21 protein-coding genes and 1 riboswitch are annotated in these 22,048 nt (G+C 40.6%); of the genes, 17 read left to right on the top strand and 4 right to left on the bottom strand.

Going from position 1 to position 22,048, the window contains the following annotated elements:
• Positions 1-70 precede the first annotated feature (70 nt).
• The 5 genes from gltB to kapB all read left to right on the top strand — a co-directional run bounded on the left by gltB (position 71) and on the right by kapB (position 7,849).
• Positions 71-4,636 carry a glutamate synthase large subunit gene (gene gltB, locus JOC54_RS16960; protein ID WP_204467755.1) on the top strand — a complete coding sequence of 1,522 codons (4,566 nt, stop codon included), beginning with the start codon at positions 71-73 and terminating at the stop codon, positions 4,634-4,636.
• Positions 4,637-4,700: 64 nt separating this feature from the next.
• Positions 4,701-6,185 (top strand): glutamate synthase subunit beta, encoded by a 1,485-nt coding sequence (locus JOC54_RS16965; protein ID WP_204467756.1) that lies wholly within the window; start codon positions 4,701-4,703, stop codon positions 6,183-6,185.
• 84 nt (positions 6,186-6,269) lie between these two features.
• Positions 6,270-6,911: a YpjP family protein gene (locus JOC54_RS16970; protein WP_051992866.1), complete on the top strand. Its 642-nt coding sequence runs from the start codon at positions 6,270-6,272 to the stop codon at positions 6,909-6,911.
• 110 nt (positions 6,912-7,021) lie between these two features.
• Positions 7,022-7,276 (top strand): hypothetical protein, encoded by a 255-nt coding sequence (locus tag JOC54_RS16975; protein WP_035420915.1) that lies wholly within the window; start codon positions 7,022-7,024, stop codon positions 7,274-7,276.
• 198 nt (positions 7,277-7,474) lie between these two features.
• Complete coding sequence (gene kapB, locus JOC54_RS16980) at positions 7,475-7,849, top strand: kinase-associated lipoprotein KapB (RefSeq protein ID WP_204467757.1); 375 nt, start codon at positions 7,475-7,477, stop codon at positions 7,847-7,849.
• Between the two features lie 38 nt (positions 7,850-7,887).
• Here the strand turns inward: kapB and dapA are convergent, their stop codons facing one another.
• The 3 genes from dapA to JOC54_RS16995 all read right to left on the bottom strand — a co-directional run bounded on the left by dapA (position 7,888) and on the right by JOC54_RS16995 (position 9,869).
• On the bottom strand, positions 7,888-8,772 hold the full coding sequence (gene dapA / locus JOC54_RS16985; protein WP_204467758.1) for a 4-hydroxy-tetrahydrodipicolinate synthase: 885 nt from the start codon (positions 8,770-8,772) through the stop codon (positions 7,888-7,890).
• An 85-nt stretch (positions 8,773-8,857) separates the two neighbouring features.
• Positions 8,858-9,033: riboswitch (Lysine riboswitch) on the bottom strand.
• A 52-nt stretch (positions 9,034-9,085) separates the two neighbouring features.
• Positions 9,086-9,238, bottom strand: a complete 153-nt coding sequence (locus JOC54_RS16990) for an aspartyl-phosphate phosphatase Spo0E family protein (protein WP_081761193.1) — start codon at positions 9,236-9,238, stop codon at positions 9,086-9,088.
• A gap of 118 nt (positions 9,239-9,356) precedes the next feature.
• Positions 9,357-9,869: a hypothetical protein gene (locus tag JOC54_RS16995; protein WP_204467759.1), complete on the bottom strand. Its 513-nt coding sequence runs from the start codon at positions 9,867-9,869 to the stop codon at positions 9,357-9,359.
• A 116-nt stretch (positions 9,870-9,985) separates the two neighbouring features.
• On the opposite strand from JOC54_RS16995, the gene JOC54_RS17000 reads away from it, so the two are divergent.
• From JOC54_RS17000 to JOC54_RS17025, 6 genes are all read left to right on the top strand, one after another.
• Positions 9,986-10,867, top strand: a complete 882-nt coding sequence (locus tag JOC54_RS17000) for a Cof-type HAD-IIB family hydrolase (protein WP_204467760.1) — start codon at positions 9,986-9,988, stop codon at positions 10,865-10,867.
• A 450-nt stretch (positions 10,868-11,317) separates the two neighbouring features.
• Positions 11,318-11,470, top strand: coding sequence for a hypothetical protein (locus JOC54_RS17005; protein WP_204467761.1), 153 nt, complete (start codon positions 11,318-11,320; stop codon positions 11,468-11,470).
• 77 nt (positions 11,471-11,547) lie between these two features.
• On the top strand, positions 11,548-11,979 hold the full coding sequence (locus JOC54_RS17010; protein WP_204467762.1) for a MarR family winged helix-turn-helix transcriptional regulator: 432 nt from the start codon (positions 11,548-11,550) through the stop codon (positions 11,977-11,979).
• A gap of 12 nt (positions 11,980-11,991) precedes the next feature.
• Positions 11,992-12,936, top strand: a complete 945-nt coding sequence (locus JOC54_RS17015) for a VOC family protein (RefSeq protein WP_204467763.1) — start codon at positions 11,992-11,994, stop codon at positions 12,934-12,936.
• On the top strand, positions 12,933-13,553 hold the full coding sequence (locus tag JOC54_RS17020; RefSeq protein ID WP_204467764.1) for an alpha/beta hydrolase: 621 nt from the start codon (positions 12,933-12,935) through the stop codon (positions 13,551-13,553). The genes JOC54_RS17015 and JOC54_RS17020 overlap by 4 nt, the downstream gene beginning before the upstream one ends.
• 123 nt (positions 13,554-13,676) lie before the next feature.
• A complete protein-coding gene (locus JOC54_RS17025; RefSeq protein ID WP_204467765.1) occupies positions 13,677-14,381 on the top strand; it encodes a hypothetical protein in 705 nt (234 codons plus the stop codon).
• A gap of 42 nt (positions 14,382-14,423) precedes the next feature.
• Here the strand turns inward: JOC54_RS17025 and pepF are convergent, their stop codons facing one another.
• On the bottom strand, positions 14,424-16,223 hold the full coding sequence (gene pepF, locus JOC54_RS17030; RefSeq protein WP_204467766.1) for an oligoendopeptidase F: 1,800 nt from the start codon (positions 16,221-16,223) through the stop codon (positions 14,424-14,426).
• 178 nt (positions 16,224-16,401) lie between these two features.
• Here pepF and JOC54_RS17035 point away from each other — a divergent pair, with 178 nt between their 5' ends.
• The 6 genes from JOC54_RS17035 (at position 16,402) to JOC54_RS17060 (ending at position 22,018) form a co-directional block, all read left to right on the top strand.
• Complete coding sequence (locus JOC54_RS17035) at positions 16,402-18,666, top strand: DEAD/DEAH box helicase (RefSeq protein WP_204467768.1); 2,265 nt, start codon at positions 16,402-16,404, stop codon at positions 18,664-18,666.
• 38 nt (positions 18,667-18,704) lie between these two features.
• Entirely contained in the window at positions 18,705-19,916 is a 1,212-nt protein-coding gene (locus JOC54_RS17040; RefSeq protein WP_204467770.1) for a ribonuclease H-like domain-containing protein, read from the top strand.
• 189 nt (positions 19,917-20,105) lie between these two features.
• Positions 20,106-20,597: a spore coat protein gene (locus JOC54_RS17045; RefSeq protein WP_239586794.1), complete on the top strand. Its 492-nt coding sequence runs from the start codon at positions 20,106-20,108 to the stop codon at positions 20,595-20,597.
• Positions 20,598-20,652: 55 nt separating this feature from the next.
• Positions 20,653-21,192, top strand: coding sequence for an SLOG family protein (locus tag JOC54_RS17050; protein ID WP_204467773.1), 540 nt, complete (start codon positions 20,653-20,655; stop codon positions 21,190-21,192).
• A gap of 101 nt (positions 21,193-21,293) precedes the next feature.
• Positions 21,294-21,608 carry a cell division regulator GpsB gene (gene gpsB / locus JOC54_RS17055; protein WP_035420646.1) on the top strand — a complete coding sequence of 105 codons (315 nt, stop codon included), beginning with the start codon at positions 21,294-21,296 and terminating at the stop codon, positions 21,606-21,608.
• Positions 21,605-22,018: a ribonuclease HI family protein gene (locus tag JOC54_RS17060; protein WP_035420648.1), complete on the top strand. Its 414-nt coding sequence runs from the start codon at positions 21,605-21,607 to the stop codon at positions 22,016-22,018. The genes gpsB and JOC54_RS17060 overlap by 4 nt, the downstream gene beginning before the upstream one ends.
• Positions 22,019-22,048: the final 30 nt, after the last annotated feature.

The following is a 22,048-nucleotide window of genomic DNA, read 5'->3' on the forward strand; positions in this document are numbered from 1 at the left end:
AAGTGCAAATAATAGATTATTAACCTTTTAGAGAAAAAAACGTTATTTTTGGGAGAGAGGGGTGGCATCTATGCGTTTCACAGGGTTACCAACGAAGCAGGGATTGTATGATCCTGCATTTGAACATGATAATTGTGGGATTGGCTTTCTTGCTCATATCAAAGGAGAAAAATCGCATAAGGTCATCCGAGACGCTTTAAATATGCTTGAGAATTTGGAGCATCGAGGCGGGCAAGGAGACGAAGTCAATACGGGTGATGGGGCAGGTATTTTAGTGCAGCTTCCACATCAATTCTTTGTAAAACAAACATCTTTTAACCTTGGTGAAGCAGGGACGTACGCTGTTGGAATGCTGTTTTTACCGCAAGATGCAGAAGAGCGGCAACAGGTGAAAATACATTTGGAGCAGCTAGTAGTTGAAGAAGAGCTTACGTTGTTAGGATGGCGGGAAGTCCCATTTGATGACTCAATGTTAGGCAATGCTGCCCATAAGTCGATGCCAGTAATAGAGCAGCTATTTGTTTCTTCACAAAAAGAAATGAACTCAATTGAATTTGAACGTCAGCTCTATGTTGTTCGAAAAAAAGCAGAACATTCAATTAAAGTGTCACTCAACCAGTCTTTTTATTTTACGAGTTTTTCCAGTCGTACGATTGTTTATAAAGGGATGCTAACAACAGCCCAAGTTCGGTTATTTTATTTGGATTTAGTTGACCCAGCTTTTCAATCGGCATTAGCGCTTGTTCATTCGCGCTTTAGTACAAATACGTTTCCGAGCTGGGAACGGGCGCATCCAAACCGATATATGATTCACAACGGTGAAATTAATACAATTAAAGGAAATGTCAACTGGATGCATGCACGAGAGGCAAAGTTTGCAAGCGAGGTCTTTGGTGAGAAGCTCGACCAAATTCATCCGATCATTGATCAAGATGGTAGCGATTCATCGATGTTTGACAATATGCTTGAATTTCTTTCATTATCTGGCAGGTCAATGGCTCATTCAGCCATGATGATGGTGCCAGAGCCGTGGCAGAATGATCAGGAAATGGACCCTGCGAAACGTGCTTTTTATCAATATCATAGTACGTTAATGGAACCGTGGGATGGCCCAACAGCCATCGTGTTTACCGATGGTGAAAAAATTGGCGCTACACTTGATCGCAATGGTTTAAGACCATCGCGCTATTATGTAACAGATGATGATTATATTGTGATGAGTTCTGAAGTTGGCGTGTTAGATTTCCTTCCTCATACGATTGTAAAAAAAGAGCGGCTTCACCCTGGTCAGCTCCTGCTTGTTGATTTGACTGAAGGCCGTATTATTCCAGATTGTGAGGTTAAACAAGAAATTGCAGCTGATAAACCATATCAAGAGTGGGTTGAGCAACACTTGCTCCATCTTGATGATGTGCTGGAATCAGGTGACGTAGTTGAAAAAAATGAAGCAGAGAAGCTATTGGAAAAACATCGCGTATTTGGCTATACGTATGAAGAGTTAAATAAAATGCTGTTACCGCTTATAAAAGAAGAAAATGATCCTGTTGGTTCAATGGGCTACGATTCCCCCCTTGCTGTTCTATCAAAAAAACCGCAGCTGCTGTACAACTATTTTAAACAATTGTTTGCGCAAGTGACGAATCCACCAATTGACGCAATTCGAGAAAAAGTTGTTACAGCAAAAGGGACAACGATTGGGAGAGAGCTTAATTTATTATCTCCGCAACCAGAGAGCTGTCGCCATATTTATTTACCGACACCACTTCTTAACAATGAAGAATTGGCAAAGCTACGAGCAAATAAAATGTCTGATTTTCAAATTAAGACCATTCCGATTTTATTTCAAGCTGATCATAAGGAGAGTGGCTTAGAAGAAGGTTTAGCTAAGTTGTTTGCCAGTGCAGATCAAGCAATAAAAGCAGGGGCAACATTATTGCTTTTAAGTGATCGAGAGCTCTCCGCTACGCTTGCGCCGCTACCGGCGTTGCTAGCTGTGTCAAGTTTGCATCACCATCTCATTCGAACAGGTACACGAACGGATGTAAGCATTATTCTTGAATCAGGTGAACCAAGAGAAGTTCATCATCATGCGGTATTGCTTGGTTATGGTGCAGATGCGATTAATCCATATCTCGTGTTTGATACGATTAATGAATGGATTGAACATGACCATCTACCTGATTTTCATTATGTCGAAGCGTGTAAACGATATATAACTGGCGCTACAAATGGGTTAATGAAAGTATTGTCAAAAATGGGGATCTCAACAATTCAAAGTTATAAAGGGGCCCAAATCTTTGAAGCAGTTGGTATTCATCCTGATGTGATTGAGCGTCATTTCACATGGACTGCTTCAAGAATCGGCGGGATAGGCCTTGCTGAGATGGCGAAGGAAATATTGACACGTCATCAACATGCATTCTCAACGCAAGCGGGCGATGATGGCGAGCTTGAGGCAGGGGATGATTTGCAGTGGAGAAGAGACGGTGAGCCGCATCAATACAACCCTCACACCATTCATATGCTGCAACATGCTTGCCGTACTGGAAATTATAAATTGTATAAACAGTATACAGATGCCATTAATGAGCAAACGAGTAAGCAAACAACATTAAGAGGGTTGCTGCAATTTAAAAAACAAGCAAGTCCTATTGCTATCGATGAAGTGGAACCTGCTTCGAACATTGTCAAGCGCTTTCGGACAGGGGCGATGTCTTACGGGTCTATTTCTAAAGAAGCCCATGAAACATTAGCGATTGCGATGAATCGTCTTGGTGGAAAAAGCAATACAGGCGAAGGTGGCGAAAATTCAGATCGATTTACACTGGATGACAATGGGGATTCCCGTCGCAGTGCGATTAAACAAGTTGCTTCGGGACGCTTTGGTGTGACAAGCCACTATTTAGTAAATGCGGATGAGATTCAAATTAAAGTGGCACAAGGAGCAAAACCTGGTGAAGGTGGACAGTTACCTGGTCAGAAAGTTTATCCATGGATTGCAGAAGTACGTGGTTCAACAACCGGCGTAGGGTTAATTTCACCACCGCCTCATCACGACATCTATTCGATTGAAGATTTAGCTGAGCTTATTCACGATTTGAAAAACGCCAATCCTTCTGCGAAAGTTAGCGTAAAGCTTGTTGCAGGAACAGGCGTTGGAACAATTGCGGCTGGCGTTGCCAAAGGAAGTGCCGATGGCATTATCATTAGCGGCTATGACGGTGGAACCGGAGCAGCAGCGCGAACAAGTATTAAACATACGGGACTTCCGTGGGAAATCGGACTAGCGGAAACACATCAAACGTTGCTACTAAATAATCTTCGTCAACGCGTAACGCTTGAAACGGACGGCAAGCTAATGACTGGAAAAGATGTCGTCATTGCCGCTCTACTTGGAGCGGAAGAGTATGCTTTTTCAACCGCCCCACTAGTTGTGTTAGGCTGTGTGATTATGCGCGTTTGTCACTTAGATACTTGCCCGGTCGGAATTGCTACGCAAAACCCAGAACTTCGGAAGAAATATACGGGGGAAGCGGATCATATCGTCCATTTCATGAATTTTATTGCTGAAGACATGCGCGAAATTATGGCGGAATTAGGGGTAAAATCAATTGATGAATTAGTTGGAAGAACCGATTTGTTAGAACAAAAGCAGAGTGTGTCAAATGAAAAAGCTAACACAATTGATTTATCGAGCTTACTCTTTCTACCGAGTATCGATGAAGGTGTTAAGCGCATACGAACAAAAGCACAAGATCATAAGCTAGATCAGTCACTGGATCACAGAGAATTGCTTTCAGCTGCACAACCTGCTTTAACCAAACGAGAGAACATTAGCTACAGAACTGAAATTAAAAACACCGATCGGGTTGTTGGAACGATTGTTGGTAGTGAGCTAAGCAAGCGTTTTGGCAAAGAGGGACTTCCTGATGAGACGATTTCGTTTTCGTTCTCAGGATCTGCAGGACAAAGCTTTGGCGCTTTTGTTCCACGAGGAATGTCCTTGTATTTAGAAGGCGATGCCAACGATTACACAGGCAAAGGACTTTCAGGAGGGAAAATCGTCGTTTATCCTCCTAAAGATGTGCCATTCATAGCGAAAGATAACGTTATCATAGGTAATACCTCTTTTTACGGAGCGACAGGAGGGCAAGCATTTATTGCTGGTCAAGCTGGAGAACGGTTCTGCGTTCGAAATTCTGGTGCTGATGTTGTCGTTGAAGGAATGGGAGATCATGGCCTTGAATATATGACTGGTGGTACATGCATCGTGCTTGGAAGTGTTGGTAAAAACTTTGCTGCAGGTATGTCTGGAGGACTCGCGTATGTCTATGATCCAGAAAAGCACTTTCAAAAAAAATGCAATCAAGAAATGGTTTTGTTGGAACAGTTAAATGGGGAAGATGAAGAGGTTGTTTACAAGTTCATTCAGTCACACTATGACTACACGGACAGTGATCAAGCGAATCACATTCTTTCAAATTGGGATCAAACCAAAAATCATTTTATTAAAGTGATTCCGAAAGATTTTAAAGAAATGATCGCTACAATAAAGCAACGACAGCAAGAAGGTTTAACGGAAGCGGAAGCGGCGATGGCGGCTTTTGATGACAAGATGACAGCTGGCTCAAATTAAACCATAGACAAAGGAAAAGAGCGCGAATAGCAGCTCTTTTCTGCTAAAGAAAGGGGTGGAGTAAATGGGTAAGCCTACTGGATTTTTAGAATACAAACGGGAAGCACCACCAAAACGTGACCCATTTGAACGAACAAAGAATTGGCAGGAGTTTCAAATTCACTTACCTGAAAAAACGTTACAAGAGCAAGGTGGACGATGTATGGATTGTGCCATTCCATTTTGCCAAGCAGGAACAGATATGATTGGTTCTGGAGAAATTGGCTGTCCTGTCCATAACTTAATTCCAGAGTGGAATGAACTCGTTTACCGTGGAAAGTGGAAGGAAGCTCTCGCTCGATTGCATAAAACAAATAACTTCCCTGAATTCACAGGAAGAGTTTGTCCGGCTCCATGTGAAGGTTCTTGTACAGTAGCAATTGATGCGGATGCGGTTACGATTAAATCGCTTGAGTATCATATTGTCGAACGAGGGTTTAATGAAGGTTGGATAAAAGCAAATCCGCCATTAAAACGAACAGGAAAAACGGTCGCTGTTATTGGGTCAGGACCGGCTGGGTTAGCAGCGGCTGCACAATTAAACAAAGCGGGTCACCTTGTTACGGTTTTCGAGCGAGAAGACCGTATCGGTGGATTACTCACTTATGGTATTCCTGATGTAAAGCTTGCTTATTCTATAGTGGAAAGAAGAGTCCAATTATTAAAAGAAGAGGGAATTACATTCAGGGTTAACATTGAAATTGGAAAGGATGTTCATGCGGCAGAGCTTGAAGAGCAGTTCGATGCGGTTATTCTAGCAACTGGATCAACAAAGCCACGTGAAGTCGATCATGAGGGTCGAGAGTTAGATGGCATTCATTATGCGATGGACTTTTTAACAGCCAATACAAAAAGTTTATTGAATTCCAATCATCAAGATGAAAACTACATTTCTGCTAAAGGAAAGCATGTAATCGTCATCGGTGGAGGCGACACAGGAGCAGACTGTATTACAACCTCTATTAGACATGGAGCAGCTACGGTTACACAGTTTGATATTAACAAGCAAAAAGGTTTCGAGCGAGAAGTGAATAATGCGTGGCCGCTCTTTCCAATTATTCACACAACGGAAGATGCACATAAAGAAGCCAAGGCCGTTTATGGAAAAGATCCACGGGCCTATAAATTACAAACAAAGCGATTTATAAGTAATGACAATGGACAGTTAGTTGGGGTAGAAACGATTGAGGTAAAGACGGAGTGGGTCGAGGGACAAAAAGTAAGAACGGAAATTCCAAACACCGAAAAGACATGGGAAGCGGATCTTGTGCTGTTAGCTATTGGGTTCAGCGGACCAGAAAAAGAGTTACTCGCACAATTAAACGTAGCGACTACATCAAGACAAACGGTTGCTGCGGACTATGGCACCTATCAAACGTCTAAAGAAGGAGTATTTGCAGCAGGTGACAATCGCAGAGGGCAAAGCTTAGTAGTCTGGGCGATTCATGAGGGACGAGAAGCGGCAAGGGAATGTGACCGTTTTCTTATGGGGACAACACGATTACCTTAATTTTTCAACTTTTTATGTCATTTCCTTCTAGTCAAATGTCGTTACTCATGTAATAATGATGAAAACGTCACGGGAGAGGGTGGTGTGGGATTGGTTAAAGCGTATATAAACCATTTAGTGATGATTGCGATAACGTTGGTTTCTTTTAATCTATCATTCTATGATGAGTGGGCCGATAAACAATCAGCACACAACCCGTTTGACAAACTAAAGCACGTCTCAGACAAAGCGCATGTGTATAAAGCGGAAGTGGATGAATTCGATTTACTTCCCTCTGTGATTGGTTATCCAACACAATATGCTGATATTGATTTAACGCCTCATTGGTTAACAGAGACCATGATCATGGATGAAGCGTATAAGCAGTGTTTGCAAAAGTTTGGTGAAAGTATTTCCCAGAAGATTGAGCCCGCTTTTAAAGAAGAAATTTTACCAGAATTAAAACAGGCCGTTTCGCAATTGTTTGGAACGAGTTCATTTTATGATTTGGACGATATTGGCGTAACTCATACGCCTTCTGCTGGTCGCGGAGAAAAAATAATGCATGTATATAACCGATCAACGGGTGATGACTTGCTTCGCTTCCACGTGCGTATTGATCGACCTCCAAAGAAAGGGCATGTGTTTCAATTTCATTATCACGTGCCTAAAGATAACTACGATGAACATCATGAACTAGGCTCTATTTACTGGGGCAAAAATGAACCTCCGCTATATTCAGCGTGAGGTTTTATTTGTGACGAAAAATGTCGTACTTTTTTCGTGTTTTTGTTACCGCTTTGCTCAAACTTTTGGTACAGTTAAAAGAGGATTATGGTGAGTGGAGGCGTTTTTTAATGGAGTCAGAAAATAACATGAAAAAAAGAAAACCACTTTGGTTAAAGTGGATCATTGGTCTAATTTTTGCATATGTTGGGTTGCTCGTATTGGTTTTAGCAGCGGCTATCGTAACGATGACCGGAACGTTTACGCTGATTGTGTTAGAGTTATTTATTGAAAATCAGTCATTACGTGATTTTAATGAGCAATATTTGGTTCCTGCATCTGAGTTCTCATGGAACTTATTTACACGTTTGGTTCCTGGTCTTTAGAAATGGCAACCTCGACTGAATGGATGTTTATGGCTTTATTGCTTGTATGTTTTATTAGTGCTGGCATATTTGGTGGGATTTCACTATGGTCACTAATGAAGCAACGAACCAAGCCGTTGTACTGGAGCGTACCGCTAGCGGTGTTAAGTGCTCTATCTTTTATAATCATTATGTTTTACTTTCTTCTTTGAGGAGTGAATGGAATTGGAAATCGTTCGAGCAAAATACAAAACGGGTCGTTACATTGGTAAATTAATTGAGATGAAAGAAGAGGAGAACCGGGCTTTGTTTCAAGTTTTAGCGGTTGAAACGCACCCCCAACAAGGGGATTTGCATCAGCCAAAGCAAATTGATGTTCCGCTCTTTCATCAACGAAAAGCGTTAGCTTATTTGGAAAAAACATGGGTGCCGTCCTCGACCGTTAAACCATACAATGGAGATCTACCGGATTATAAACAGTCGTTAGAATTGGCTTTGAATGCCGCGAAAGACAAGGTAAGAAATGATCATTCTCAGTGGGGGCAAGCAAGTCTTCAATTACTCGATGAGTTAGAACATGAATACCGCCTATAGTAAAAAAAAGAGTGACTCCATTAGGAATCACTCTTTTTTTATGTTGTTTGAGGTACAAATGGTGCAATAATTGGTTGTAAAACGCTTTTTTCAACGTCTGTTAACGCTAGCAATGGTAATCGGACGGCGCCGCTTGGAAGACCATACGCCTCTAGGGCAGCTTTTACAGGTGCCGGACTTGGGGCCATGAACATAGCTTGCATAACGGGGAAAAGTTTACTATGTTGTGCCGCTGCTTGTTTTATTTGACCCGATTCAAAAGCTGCAATCATTTGTTTCATCTCTGAACCGACAATGTGTGAGGCTACGGAAACTACGCCAGCTCCGCCCACAGCAAGGATAGGAAGTGTTAAAGAATCGTCACCGCTGTAAACGAGGAAATCTGCTGGAGCTTGATGAATTAACGCGGATATTTTATCGACATCTGCGCTGGCTTCTTTTATCGCAAAGACATTTGAGTGGGTTGCAAGCCTAAGCGTTGTTTCAATGCTCATATCTACACCTGTCCGTCCTGGAACGTTGTAAAGCATAACTGGAAGAGGTGTTGCGTCTGCCACTTGCATCATGTGCTGGTACAAACCTTCTTGTGAAGGCTTATTGTAGTATGGAGCAACTACCATAATTCCATCTGCCCCTAGTTGATAAGCTTCTTGTGCTAATTCAACAGAGAGAGCTGTATTGTTCGAGCCTACTCCTGCAATTACTTTCATTTTTCCTGAAGCATGTTGAATGGCTGTCTGCAGCATGGACCTTTTTTCCTCGTTTGTTAAGGTTGGCACTTCTGCAGTTGTTCCGTTGATGACAAGCGTATCTGTACCTGTTTCGTATAGGTGGTCAATTAAATTCATTGTACCGGTTATGTCGAGTTTTCCATCATTAGTAAAAGGGGTAATCATAGCAGTCATTAATTGTCCAAAATTCATTTAAAATCCTCCTACTTGAACGGTGAGAGCAATAAAAAAACAACAATGAAGGGCTCATTGCTGCACTAGGTCAATCAAATACCTAGGTTGAGATAGCCCACCATACGAATGTATGACAGTGCTGATCTTTTTTAGAATCAGCCCCAATAAGCATAACTGTGGGTTCATGCTTATTTCGGCAATCACGCCTTTCTAACCACATCATAAGAGCCCAAACTCTTCAATGGTTATACTTATCGATCATGCACCTCTACTCGAAACACCTGTTCAGTTTATGGGTTAACTCTATCAAATCCTCGGTTTGTTTGCAACTTTAATTTTGTTTGTTACGGCGATAGCTTTGCAAGCAGTTTAATAAAGTATCAAGCTCCTGCGAGCATTTTACCGTTTTGGAAGCAGTCATGCCAAATTTACTAGCAATCATATGCATTTCACTGCGTTTCACTTCAATATCAATATGAATCATTTTTCAACTCCGCTTGTCCGTATTTACACCCAACTGCTATTATAGCTTGATTCGCCAAGAAGAAAAAGGACTTAGCAAAACTAGTCAAATAAAAGGTATTTTAGTCATTATTCGACAATTAGCTTTTGGGTGCTTTTATTCCGTACTGTTCAATGAGCGATTGAAATTCGACTGAAAAGAGGCGAATTGTAAGCACACTGTAGCCGTAATGCAGTTGTTGGTCATTCACATCATTTTGATTTAATGCATCTTGAAGCTCTTGTAACGTTACATAATAGGAATGATGAAGGTTTTGCAAGTCGCTAAATAACTCTGGCGCATGTTGCTGATCCCACTGTTTGCTCTTTTTGATTAGGGATTCATTCAAAGACACAGCCGCATGCTTGTCACCTGTTTCAAGTAGATGACCTAACTGTGTTAATTCATCCTGAATTTCGCCTAGATATCCTTTCGTTTTTGTCGCAAATTCCTCTAATTCCGGTGTTTGTTCAACTTTTAAGTGATTCACATCAAGCCGATTAGACATCCCTTTTATTTCTGCTGGTTGTTCAGCAGGACTGTTTCCATTTACGCATGAACATAAAAGACACAGAATGATGATACTAATCGTTGTTTTAACCTGTATTCTCACATTTAATCCCTCACTTAGTCGTGTTTATACAGGTAGTATGGATGATGTGAATAAATCTATTCCTTTGCATCAATAAGCTCCTTTTTTTATAATAACGAGCGAGAGGGAGTGATAAAATGAAAGCACTTGTAACCGATATGGACGGGACATTACTAAACGAAGCACGAGAAGTATCACCTAGAAATGTAGAAGCATTAAAACAGCTGCAGCAAGAGGGAAAACCAGTATTTATTGCAACCGGTAGAGATTATTATGAAGCTCGATTACCGTTAAAAAAAGCTGAATTAACGGTCCCTATTATAAGTGCAAACGGAGCGCAAATACATGATGCTAATGGACGCTTGCTAAAACAAGAACCGTTAATGCAAGAACAAGTAAAGGCTATTATGACGATCTTGCGCAAACACGCGATTTATTTTGAGGTGTATGGTGCCGATGCCGTCTATTCAGATAATGTTGAACAGGGTCTAGCTGTTGTGGTTGATGTATTAAAATCAACTGGAGCGAGCCTAACAGAAGACGAAATGCTTCATCATGCAAAAGAACGATTCGAACTTGGTGCAGTAAAGCAGATCGAATCGTATGAGCGACTTTTAGAACAGAATGAAACGATTTTAAAATTGCTTGCTTTCACCCTTGATTCACATAAATTAACGGAAGCAAAGAAGGAAATAAGTCGTTTTGATCTTGTTTCAGTGAGTTCATCAGCAGCGGATAATTTAGAAATCACGCATACAAATGCGCAAAAAGGAGAAGCTCTTCAATGGTTATGTGATTTGCATGGCATTCCTGTTCAAGAAGTAGTTGCAATTGGAGATAACGGAAATGATCTTTCGATGTTTGCGAAAACACCTTTATCAGTTGCAATGGCAAATGCGCCGCAGTTTATTAAAGAGCAAGCAGTATATGAAACTACAAGCAATGAGTTGGACGGTGTAGCTCAAATTATTGCTTCTTTCAATCAAAGTAGACAAAAGAATACTCCTGTTAAAAATTAGATGAAAGACCTTAAGCTGAATGGAGAAATAGCTTAAGGTCTTTTTTTTTTTTGTTATAAAACAAAATAAAAAAACTATTGACTGTTATAGTACAATTGCATATAGTAGAAGTAAGAAGTGAAATCATTCTAATAAAAGGAGCGAGTAAAGATGGCTGATACGGAAAAAAAGCAACCACCTGTTACAGAAGAACCTTCCATTTTAGAGATGATTAATCATTATTATGTTTAGAGCCGAAGGGCTCTTTTTTTTTGTTGTATAACAGGATCGTGTTTAAGAGAGGTAGAGAAGGGTATAGAAAGATGTGCGAAAAAGGAGCGGTGCGATTGAACAGACAGCTAGTGAACGAAGCGCAAACTTTTCAATCAAGTGGCACGGTCTAGGAGCCGTAACGATAGAAGAGAGGTAGGGCTTCTGTTGTTTGAAAAGAATAATTGGAGGGGTTAAAAGATGGAAGAACAACGACCAACAAAAGAAGAGTATAAATTTAAAATTAACGAAATGCGCAAGGAAGAAGAAGAATACCGGAGAGAGGCATTTATTGAGATTTATGAAGAATACATTTCACTATTGGAATATGAAATTGACCGCTTGAAAAAATAACAAGGAGGAACCAGTCACATAGGCTGGTTTTTTGCATTTTCTCAGTTTAATGTTAAACTGAGTGGGAGGTGAGATGCATGAAGCACACTTTTTTGAGCAACAATCGTCTGGCTTTAGCACTGTGGTTTCGACTTGCTCGCTTTTATCATAAAAGCAACAGTGCCTCAAGTAAGCATGTGTCGAAGTGGGGATTAACCTTGCCTCAGTTCGATACATTGATGCAAATTCAAGCCTTTCAGCCAATTACCCAAAATGAGTTGGCCGACAAGTTATTTGTTACAAAAGGAAATGTTACTCATAATTTAGTGAAGCTCGAGCAAGAATGTTTAATAAAGAGAACGAGACAGTGGCGTTCGAAAACGATTGAACTAACGGAAAAGGGCATTGCTTTATTAAATGATGTTGGACCTAAACAAGCTGAGTTTCAAGCATCACTATTCTCTGCTTTAACAAAAGAAGAACAAAAGCAATTGTTAAGCTTATTACGAAAGCTACACAAAGATGAATAGGAGAGGGTATCTATGTTAAGTGTGCGTGGCTATCATCATGTGTCTGCTTATACGAGAAATGCCAGTGAAAATGCAACGTTTTATACCCAAGCTCTTGGCTTGACGTTAGTGAAAAAAACAGTTAATCAAGATAATCCATTTATGTACCATTTATTTTATGGGGATGAACAAGGAAATCCAGGCACGGAAATTACCTTTTTTGAATTGCCTCATGCTGCTAAAACGCATCGTGGTTCGGATGCAATAACGCTAACGACTTTTATCGTCGATTCCGTTGATGCTCTAACATTTTGGAAAACAAGGTTTGATAATTTACAAATAACTCATTCTGATATTCAAACTTTTAATGAATACTCCCTCTTGCGGTTTGAAGATCAAGATGGTCAGAGGTTAGCGATGCTTTCAAAAGGGGACCACTCAGGAGAAACGTCGACATTAGAAGGCATCCCCCAATCCTATCGCATCAACCAGCTTGGACCCAATCAATTGACGGTATCAGATGTTGAACAGACAATCCCATTTCTAGTTTCTCATCTTGGTTTTAACCATAGTCTTACGGTAGACGGTGTAGCTGTCTTACATGCATCAGCAAATGATGAGGTGGAAATTTGGGTTGAACAGAACAGTCAAGCTCAAAAAGAAAGACCAGGTCGAGGCAGTGTTCACCACATTGCTTTCGCAGTAGCTGATTTAGATGAATTACAGCAGTGGAGTACTTATTTTACAGATGCAGGCTTTCAGCACTCTGGTGTAGTAAACAGACATTATTTCCATTCGCTCTATATAAAAGACGGTAGTGGAATTGTTTACGAACTGGCAACCGAAGGGCCAGGCTTCACTATCGATGAAAAGCAAGATGTCCTTGGTCAACGGCTTTCATTACCACCATTTTTAGAATCAAAACGTACCGAGATTGAACAAAAACTTAAACCAGTTATTATTGGAGGGCAATTATGACAAATCACGTGCATGTTTATCAGAAAGGACAAGATGAAAACGGAATAACGTTTGTTTTATTACACGGGACGGGCGGAAATGAACGCGACCTTCTGCCAATTGCGCAGATGATTGATCCAAGTGCAAATGTGTTAGGTGTAAGAGGAAACGTATTAGAAAACGGCATGCCTCGTTTTTTTAGACGGTTGGCTGAAGGCGTATTCGATAAAGAAGATTTAAAGAATAGAACGGACGAGCTTGATCAATTTTTGAAAGAAGCGGCAAAAGAATATGGATTTAACGGTGATAAAATGGTTGCGATCGGTTATTCAAACGGAGCAAACATTGCAGCAAACCTGCTTTATGAACATGGTAGTGTTCTAAATGGTGCTATGTTGTTTCACGCAATGGTTCCCCAAGAAAAGAGTGCATTACCAGCTTTGAATGAGACAGCTGTTTTTGTTGGGGCGGGAAAGCAAGATCAAATGATTCCTGCGCAAGAGACAGAAACGTTAGTAGCAGATTTAAAGCAGGCTGGCGCTACTGTAGAAGCGTTCTGGACTGACGGAGGACATCAGCTCGTCCGAGAAGAGATTGATGCCGCAAAGCAGTGGTACGAGAGTAAAGTGAACATTTAATCGGTAGAGAAGGGTTGCGTCTGAGAAGATGCGATCCTTCTTTGTCGTTACAATGTTTGTCTGGACAAACATCGTCGAAAGCGCTAGAATGCAGAAAAAGGAAATGAAAAAGGGAGAGGTCGGTTGATTGTGGCAGAGAATATAAAAAAGCCAGGCTGGATCTATGCGCTCGCAGGGATTGTTTTTGTTGCTGTTATTAGCCTAGCGCTTTTAAGTGATCTTTGGTATCGCGTAGTCGTGTTGGCTTCGCTCGTTTCATTATTTGTTTATTTATATTTTGGCAATAGACGGATTGAAAAGCGATTGGAACAATTAAAGAAAGAACAACTTGTAGAAGAGATTGAAATAAATCATGAACAAGAAAAGACAAAAGAGCATGATTTAGAAGCGTTACGAGAAAAAGAATTTCAGCTTCAAAAACTTGATTTGGACCGCACGCAATTATTTGAAGAGCTTCTTAGTAAAACACAACTTCAAGAAATTGAAAAAAATCAAATTCGCGATCGGTTAGAGCAAACCGAATCAGAGACGTCGCGCGTTCGACAGGAATGGCTCAATGCCTCAAGTCGTTTAATGTCCGTTGTAAGAGGAACGAAAAAATTATTTGTGAAAGAGTCCCCCATGAAAGAAATAGCGGCTTCGATGGATGAGGGTATACTGGAGTCAGGATCATTTGCCTCATTAAACAACGAAATACAGCGGTTGCTGCCACGTCTGTCAAAAGAGAGCAGCGATTCATTGGCGAAGTCGAATTATATTGATGAAGAAAATCAATTAACTCGTTCTGGCTACAAAGCGTTGTTACAGGCAAGTGAAGAAGACAAATAACATAAAAAAGAGTCAGGCCCCTAGGGACCTGACTCTTTTTAGCTAGCGATAACTTGTTTCTAAGTCTGAGATTAGTGATCCAACATAAGCAACAGCGTCTTGAATTGTTTTTTTCTGCTCCATATCGACGCCTGCAAGCTTAAATAATTCAAGTGGTTCTTTTGTTCCACCACTTTTCAGCATTTCTAACCATGAATCAAGAACAGGCTGTCCTTTTTCTTCATAAAGCGTATACGCTTTAGTGGCCGCTGTCAGGCCAGCAGAATACGTGTATGGGTAAAGGCCCATGTAATAATGAGGCTGTCTCATCCATGTGCGGCCAGCGCGCTCATCGATCTCAACGGCATCCCCCCAGAAGCCCGACAACACCTCTTGTTTGGTTTTTCGTAATAGTGTTGCTGTCAGTGGACGACCTTCTTCAGCCATAGTGTAAACGCGACGTTGAAATTCTCCTTCAAGTAGGTGAGTAACAAAGTTGTGATAATACGTTCCAATAAATTGTAAGATAACCCAGCGCTTCATCCGTGGATCTTCGGTTGTTTTTAGTAAGTAGTTTCCGAGAAACAGTTCATTCATTGTTGAAGGTGCTTCAATAAAATAGGTTGAAGGACGTGTTGCGTTTAATGGCTGGTTCGCATTTGCCAAGTAGAAATGACCAGCGTGCCCAAGTTCATGAGCTAGAATAAATGCTCCACGCATTGTATCTTTCCATGTCAATAAGATATATGGGTGGTATCCATAGGGGCTCGCACAAAACGCACCAGTGGCTTTTCCGATGTTGTCAGCACGATCAACCCAACGATCATCTTTTGCATGGTGCAACATTTGTGCATAATCATTGCCAAGTGGAGCTAATGCTTGAATGATCGTATCAAACGCTTGATCGTATGTTGTTTCTGGTTCAAATTCCGGATCAAGTGGCGCTTTTAAATCGAAAAAGTTGAACGTATCTAAACCAAGTACTTCCTTTTTTAATTTGGCAAAGCGTTGCATATGCGGAGCGAGCTCGCTGTAAATCGTATCTAACTGATTATGATACATCGTTTTCGTTACTTTTTGCGGATGAAGCAGCATGCCTTCAACAGAGTCATAACCACGTAGTTTGGCAAGGGTAACTTGCTTTGTAACTTCTGTGGCATAGAGCTTTGCGTATGTATTTTCATACTGTTTTAATGTGTTATCAAATGTACTAAATGCATTTTTGCGTTCCTCTTTATTTGGTGAAAGCTCATACTGATCTTCAAACCGGGCAAAAGAAAGTGAATGATCTTCACCATCGGCACCTTTAAACGAAGGAAATGTCATATCAGCTGATTTACTAGCTGCATACGTCAATGATGGAGCATTTAGAACCGGTGTTAATGATGCAAGGACTTCCTCTGTTTCTGCCGATAACGCATAAGGTTTATCGCGCAAAAGTTGATCTAAGTAAGCGTTAAATTGATCAAGTTCGGGTAAATCTTGTTGGAATTGTTCGATTAATGATATAGGAAGTGCCATTAACTCCGCTTCAATTTTTGCTAATTCTGCTTGAACAATGGCTTGAAGGGCATGGACACGACTTGCATTCGCTTGAGAATCAGAGTTGGTTCCGTCACTTGACAGAGAAAGAGAAGCATAAGTCATAACAGGGACGACTTTTTCCAGCAAGTTTTCACGAGCTTGCAAAACATTCAATAAATGTTCTGGTCGTTCGGCAACCTTTTCATTAAAAAGATGTAGTTTTTTTGCTTCTTGCTCCACTTCTTGCAACGCATTTTCCCATTCCATAATTGAAGAAAATAAGTCAGTTAAATTCCATGTTTCATGGACGGCTACAGCCGTTCTTTTTGTTAATTCCATTTTCATCCTCCTACATTTCGTCTGTCGAAATATCTCTTATTATACACGATAAGAAAGGAGATGTGCAGTATTTTATCAGAATTTTTACTTATAATTTAAAACTAGCCAAGAGAACAACCATTCGCTAAAATGGATGTAATAAAGATTAGAAGCGGATTGTATACGCTGAGGTGATGACATGTTTAAGAAAACACTAAAACAAGTGTTAAAGGAACTTCGAACGGATAATCATATCGTTCATTGGGAAGAAATTGCGGCCGTGCAAGCTAGGACAATTCCTTTTCCGAACGATTTAGATGTAAGGTTATGCCATGCGTTACGTAAACGAGGAGTTAGCGAGCTCTATACACATCAAGCTGAAGCGCTAAAGCTGGCACGGGCAAAGAAAAATTTCGTTGCCGTTACCCCAACTGCTTCAGGAAAAACGATGTGTTATAACTTACCAGTTGTTGAGCAAATTATGGCTGAGCCAACGAGTCGTGCGCTTTATATTTTTCCGACAAAAGCATTGGCGCAAGATCAAATGAGTGAGATACATGAGTTAATTGATGAATTAGGGATTGACCTTAAATGCCATACGTACGATGGCGATACGGCGCCACAAATTCGCACGACGGTTCGTAAAGCTGGTCATATCGTAATTACGAACCCTGATATGCTTCATTCGGCCATTCTTCCCCATCACACGAAATGGATTTCATTCTTTGAGAATTTACGCTATGTTGTCATTGACGAACTGCATACATATCGAGGTGTGTTTGGTAGTCACGTCGCTAATGTCATAGCGCGATTAAGACGCCTTTGTGCTTACTACGGTGCAACTCCGCAATTTATTTGCACATCGGCTACGATTGCTAACCCAAAAGAACTAGCAGAAGAATTAACAAACGGGTCGATTGAATTAATTGATCAAAATGGTGCGCCTAAAGGAAAAAAACACTTTATTTTTTATAATCCACCAATCGTAAATGAGCCATTACAAATTAGACAGAGTGCATTAAATAAGGCGCAAGAGCTCGCTGGATCATTTTTAAGTGAAGGCATCCAGACAATTGTATTTGCTAAAAGTAGAGTTCGGGTAGAGCTTATTTTGAGCCGGTTGCAGCAGCGGATTAACAAAGGGGTGAAAGGTCACTCTATCCGCGGGTATCGAGGCGGCTATTTACCAAAGCAGCGAAGGGAAATTGAAACTGGATTAAGGAATGGCTCTATTCTTGGCGTTGTTTCGACCAATGCACTTGAACTCGGAGTGGACATTGGCCAGCTCCAAGTCTGTGTGATGACTGGATACCCAGGAACGATTGCTAGTGCTTGGCAACAAGCAGGAAGAGCAGGAAGAAGGCAGAATGAATCCGTCGTGGTTCTGGTTGCTTCAGCCAATCCGATTGATCAATATTTAATTAAACATCCTAAACATTTCTTTGAGAAGCCACCTGAAACGGCTCGACTGAATCCACATAATCTCGTAATCTACCTTGACCATTTAAAGTGCGCTGCATATGAACTGCCTTTTCAACAAGGCGATTCATTTAACGGTGAAATCGTCGATGATTATTTGGAGTATTTAACAGATAAACAGGTTGTTCATTTTAACGGGAGTAAGTGGTACTGGATGAACGATGCGTTCCCAGCACATGGAATTAGTTTAAGGTCGGCTTCACAAGAAAATGTGGTAATCATTGACCAATCAGAAGTCCCGAATCAGAAAGTCATTGGTGAAATGGATCGTTTCAGTGCGATGACGTTGCTTCATGACGAAGCCATTTATTTACATCAAGGAATCCAGTATCAAGTTGAATATTTGGATTGGGATGAAAAAAAGGCCTTTGTTCGTGAAGTTAGCGTTGAGTATTTTACAGATGCTAATTTAGCCGTATCGCTTCATGTTTTAGAAGAAGATTTATTAGATGAGCAGCACGAAGATTTATCATTATCTTTTGGTGATGTTGCGGTAACTGGAAAAGCAACGTTATTTAAAAAAATAAAGCTATCTACGATGGAGAATATCGGTTCTGGACCAATTCATTTACCTGAGGAAATCTTGCATACGAGCGCAATGTGGTTTACTTTTAAAGATTCATTTGCAATCGAGAGAGATTCGTTGGACCAAGTGTTAGCGGGTTTTGCTAGTTTGTTGCATCATGTTGCTCCGATCCACGTGATGTGTGATCGCAATGATCTCCATGTTGTCCCGCAATTAAAAGCAGATCACTCAGAGTTACCAACTATTTTTGTCTATGATTCCTACCCAGGAGGCATCGGCTTAGCGAAAACCATTTATCAACAGATGCACCAAATTGTTGCTCATATGAAAGCTTTGCTAAAGTCATGTGAATGTGTGGCTGGATGCCCGGCTTGTATTGGGCAAACATCCTCAGATTTTAACGTAAAAAAAGGCGTAAAGAAAGCACTCGATTTAGTAGATCATGAAAGTTACAGATAATTTCATTTACCGTATTGGTAGTAAGAAAGGGTTCACTCATGTCAATTAAATCAAAATTAAAAAGACTTGAAGCTTATATACAAACGCCTGAGCCCGTAAACAGCAATTCGCAGCCAATCCCAAATAAACCATTTAATGAAGCGTGGTCCGAGATCGGAGCGAGTCCTTATACGTTTGATTCAATGATTTGTTATATTAGAGAAAAACGCTATCCGTTAGATTCTCTATATGGAAAATCGACATTCAGAGACATGCAAGCCATGATTAATAGCTGGGATACGACAGGAGGAAATCACCCTTTATCAAAGAAAAATATCCCATCAACACAGCTTATTTTCTTTGATACTGAGACAACTGGGCTTAGCAGTGGCGCAGGCACACAGATGTTTTTAATTGGCTATGCTTTTTTTGCCGAGGATGAGGTTATCGTTAGGCAATTTCTCCTGCCATCACCTGAGGCTGAGCCTGCCTTGTTTTATTATTTTTTAACAGATGTCGGTCGGATGGATTACCTAGTTAGCTTTAATGGAAAGGCGTTTGATTGGCCTCGATTAAAAACGAGACATGCTTTGTTACGTGATACGGTACCGACTTTGCCGAAGTTTGGTCACTTTGATTTGCTGCATGGCTCAAGGAGAGTGTGGAAACATACACTAAGTTCGTTTAAGCTTAGTGTTATTGAAGAAGAGAAACTAGGTGTTTATCGGGATGATGACACGCCGTCACATTTGGTTCCATTGCTTTATTTCGATTTTGTACGGGAAGGGGATCCTTCATTAATAAAAAGTGTGTTTATTCATCACGAGAAAGATCTTTTATCGCTAATGTCCCTTTATGCAACGTTGACAGAAGAAATCTTAAATCAAGAAACTACTGCAAGAGAGGGCGAGCGCTTTGAAGTTGGACGCTGGTATGAATCAGTGAATGCAGAGGAAGAAGCAATCCAAATTTATCGCGACTTGATTAAAGAACCTCATCCGCTGTCCGTTCAAGCAGCCTTTAACTTAGCCAAACTATTAAAAAAACAGCATGCTTATAATGAAGCACTTGTCCACTTTAAACATTGTTTAAAGAATGAATACAATTGCTTTGAATGTGCAACGGAATTAGCATTGATTAACGAGCGTTATCAAAACAACAGTGAACAGGCAAAAGTATTTGCATATCGAGCTTTGGAAGAGGCGGGGACTGAAAAAGAACGTTCGGCGGCAATAAAGCGAATTAACCGCCTAGAGAAGCGGAATAATTAATTCATTTCCCGGGGAAGCGCAGGAGTCGACTTTGTTCGTGGGCAATGCGCTAAGAATCGACCGATTTTGCTTCAAGCCTAGCGAATAAATCATGCATTTTTATAAAATTAGGTTTTTGAACTAGTACACGAGCGTAGGGAAATACATAAGGTATTAATGACTCAAAATCAAAAGGAGGACTTTAACCTTATGTTTAATAAAAGACCAAACCATTGTTGCCCACCCCCACGTCCAATGTGTAACCCATGTGAAGGAATGCAGCATCCAAGCATGACGTTACCAACTTGTTCACAAGAATTACCTGCTGTTGTGCATCCAACAATGCACAATGTCGTAGAAAGCACGCAAGAGTATATCGTGCCAGAGATTCACCCAAGTCACACAACACATGTTAAGAATCATGTGTACAAACACATTCATCACTACCCACATTCAGATAGCGTAACTGAAAACGTGAAGAATGAGCAGTATTGTGAAAAACCAATGATGAACAACAATTGGATGGCCAATAACATGGCTCCAACGAACAACATGGCACCTTCTAACATGAAACCATCAAATGTATCACCGGCAAACATGAAGCCTTCCAATATGGCTCAGTCCAACATGAAGCCTTCAAATGTTTCTCCAGCAAACATGAAGCCGTCAAATGTATCACCATACAGTGGCTTTAAAAAATAATATAGCGTGAGCGGGCGAATACCATTTGCCTGCTCCTCTTATTAAGGAGAATTAGATGCAGTCATTATTAGTAACAGGATACAAAGCTCATGAATTAGGCGTGTTTAGTGAAAAACATGTAGGGATTTCATGGATAAAAAAAACGCTTGAAAAGCGAATTCGGTCTTATGTCGAGGAAGGTCTAGAATGGGTTGTAACAAGTGGACAAACTGGCGTTGAGCAATGGGCAATAGACGTTGTTATCTCAATGCGTGAATCAGAGTATCCAGAGCTTCGATTAGCCGTTTTGCCCCCTTTTGAACAGCAAGAAGCGAATTGGAAAGATGAGACGAAAGCATTATACATAGAGCGATTGGCTAAAGCAGACTTTGTTCAATGCATTTCTAAAAGACCTTACGAAAATCCCAATCAATTAAAGCAAAAAAACGAGTATCTTGTGCAAAAAACGGATGCTATGCTTGTATTGTATGATGATTTAATGGAGGGATCACCGCTTTTTTATATCCGCGCTGCACAAGTTCAGAACAAACCAATCGTCTTTATCTCTCCTGATGAGGTAGAAGAAATCGGTCGTGAAGAAGAAAATGAATTTTAAACCTTTGTAAAAATAATGAAAGCCTAGGGTATAAATTGACTTTAGCGTTAACTTTTGAAAAAATAGAGTGTAACATGGAATAGAACATGAGGTGACCTTAGATGAATCCAATCGAAATTAAATTGACTGCAAAAGAAATATTGGATAAGGATTTTAAATCAAGTATGCGTGGATACAATCAAGATGAGGTTGACAAGTTTCTTGATTCCGTTATCCAGGATTATGAAGGCTTTCAACGCAAAGTGGAGCAACTTGAAAAAGAAAACGAAGAATTAAGACAGGAATTAAAAAAGCAATCTGATCGACCTCAAAGAAGCCAAGTAAGTCAGCCGTCGGCGGGCAGTACGAACTATGACATTCTCCAACGGTTATCGAACTTAGAAAAAAAAGTTTTTGGAAATAAGATGTACGAATGATTCACGTGTATACTGACGGTGCTAGTGCTGGTAATCCAGGTTCCTCTGGTGCCGGCATTTTGTTTGTGTATCCTAATGGAGAAGTAGAGCAATTGCGTTACCATTTAGGCTTTATGAGCAACCATGAGGCTGAATTCCGTGCGCTAGAGCTCGCTTTGCATATCGCTACGAAAAAAGGGATTCAACAATTGTCAATTCGAACCGATTCGCAGCTTGTGAGCAACAGCGTTGATTCTGGCTACATTAAAAATCGAGCATACCGCCCGTTTTTGGAACGGATCTTAACAATGCAGGAAACGTTTGATTTATTTTTTATTAAGTGGATTCCAAGCAAACAAAACAAAAAAGCCGATGAACTGGCAAGACAAGCGATTCATGAACCGAATCGAGTTTATGAAGAAGGATTGTAAAATCGTTTAGAGTAAGCTATACTAGGGAAG

The organism is Shouchella xiaoxiensis, assembly GCF_016907895.1.
GTDB lineage: Bacteria > Bacillota > Bacilli > Bacillales > Bacillaceae_D > Shouchella > Shouchella xiaoxiensis.

Coding starts and splice junctions, on each gene's coding strand:
- JOC54_RS17000 (WP_204467760.1), top strand. CDS start 9,986: ATGAAAGCACTTGTAACCGATATGGACGGGACATTACTAAACGAAGCA.
- JOC54_RS17015 (WP_204467763.1), top strand. CDS start 11,992: ATGTTAAGTGTGCGTGGCTATCATCATGTGTCTGCTTATACGAGAAAT.
- JOC54_RS17040 (WP_204467770.1), top strand. CDS start 18,705: ATGTCAATTAAATCAAAATTAAAAAGACTTGAAGCTTATATACAAACG.
- JOC54_RS16965 (WP_204467756.1), top strand. CDS start 4,701: ATGGGTAAGCCTACTGGATTTTTAGAATACAAACGGGAAGCACCACCA.
- JOC54_RS17035 (WP_204467768.1), top strand. CDS start 16,402: ATGTTTAAGAAAACACTAAAACAAGTGTTAAAGGAACTTCGAACGGAT.
- JOC54_RS17050 (WP_204467773.1), top strand. CDS start 20,653: ATGCAGTCATTATTAGTAACAGGATACAAAGCTCATGAATTAGGCGTG.
- gltB (WP_204467755.1), top strand. CDS start 71: ATGCGTTTCACAGGGTTACCAACGAAGCAGGGATTGTATGATCCTGCA.
- JOC54_RS16975 (WP_035420915.1), top strand. CDS start 7,022: ATGGAGTCAGAAAATAACATGAAAAAAAGAAAACCACTTTGGTTAAAG.
- dapA (WP_204467758.1), bottom strand. CDS start 8,772: ATGAATTTTGGACAATTAATGACTGCTATGATTACCCCTTTTACTAAT.
- JOC54_RS17045 (WP_239586794.1), top strand. CDS start 20,106: ATGTTTAATAAAAGACCAAACCATTGTTGCCCACCCCCACGTCCAATG.
- pepF (WP_204467766.1), bottom strand. CDS start 16,223: ATGGAATTAACAAAAAGAACGGCTGTAGCCGTCCATGAAACATGGAAT.
- JOC54_RS17060 (WP_035420648.1), top strand. CDS start 21,605: ATGATTCACGTGTATACTGACGGTGCTAGTGCTGGTAATCCAGGTTCC.
- JOC54_RS16990 (WP_081761193.1), bottom strand. CDS start 9,238: ATGATTCATATTGATATTGAAGTGAAACGCAGTGAAATGCATATGATT.
- kapB (WP_204467757.1), top strand. CDS start 7,475: ATGGAATTGGAAATCGTTCGAGCAAAATACAAAACGGGTCGTTACATT.
- JOC54_RS17005 (WP_204467761.1), top strand. CDS start 11,318: ATGGAAGAACAACGACCAACAAAAGAAGAGTATAAATTTAAAATTAAC.
- JOC54_RS17010 (WP_204467762.1), top strand. CDS start 11,548: ATGAAGCACACTTTTTTGAGCAACAATCGTCTGGCTTTAGCACTGTGG.
- gpsB (WP_035420646.1), top strand. CDS start 21,294: ATGAATCCAATCGAAATTAAATTGACTGCAAAAGAAATATTGGATAAG.
- JOC54_RS17020 (WP_204467764.1), top strand. CDS start 12,933: ATGACAAATCACGTGCATGTTTATCAGAAAGGACAAGATGAAAACGGA.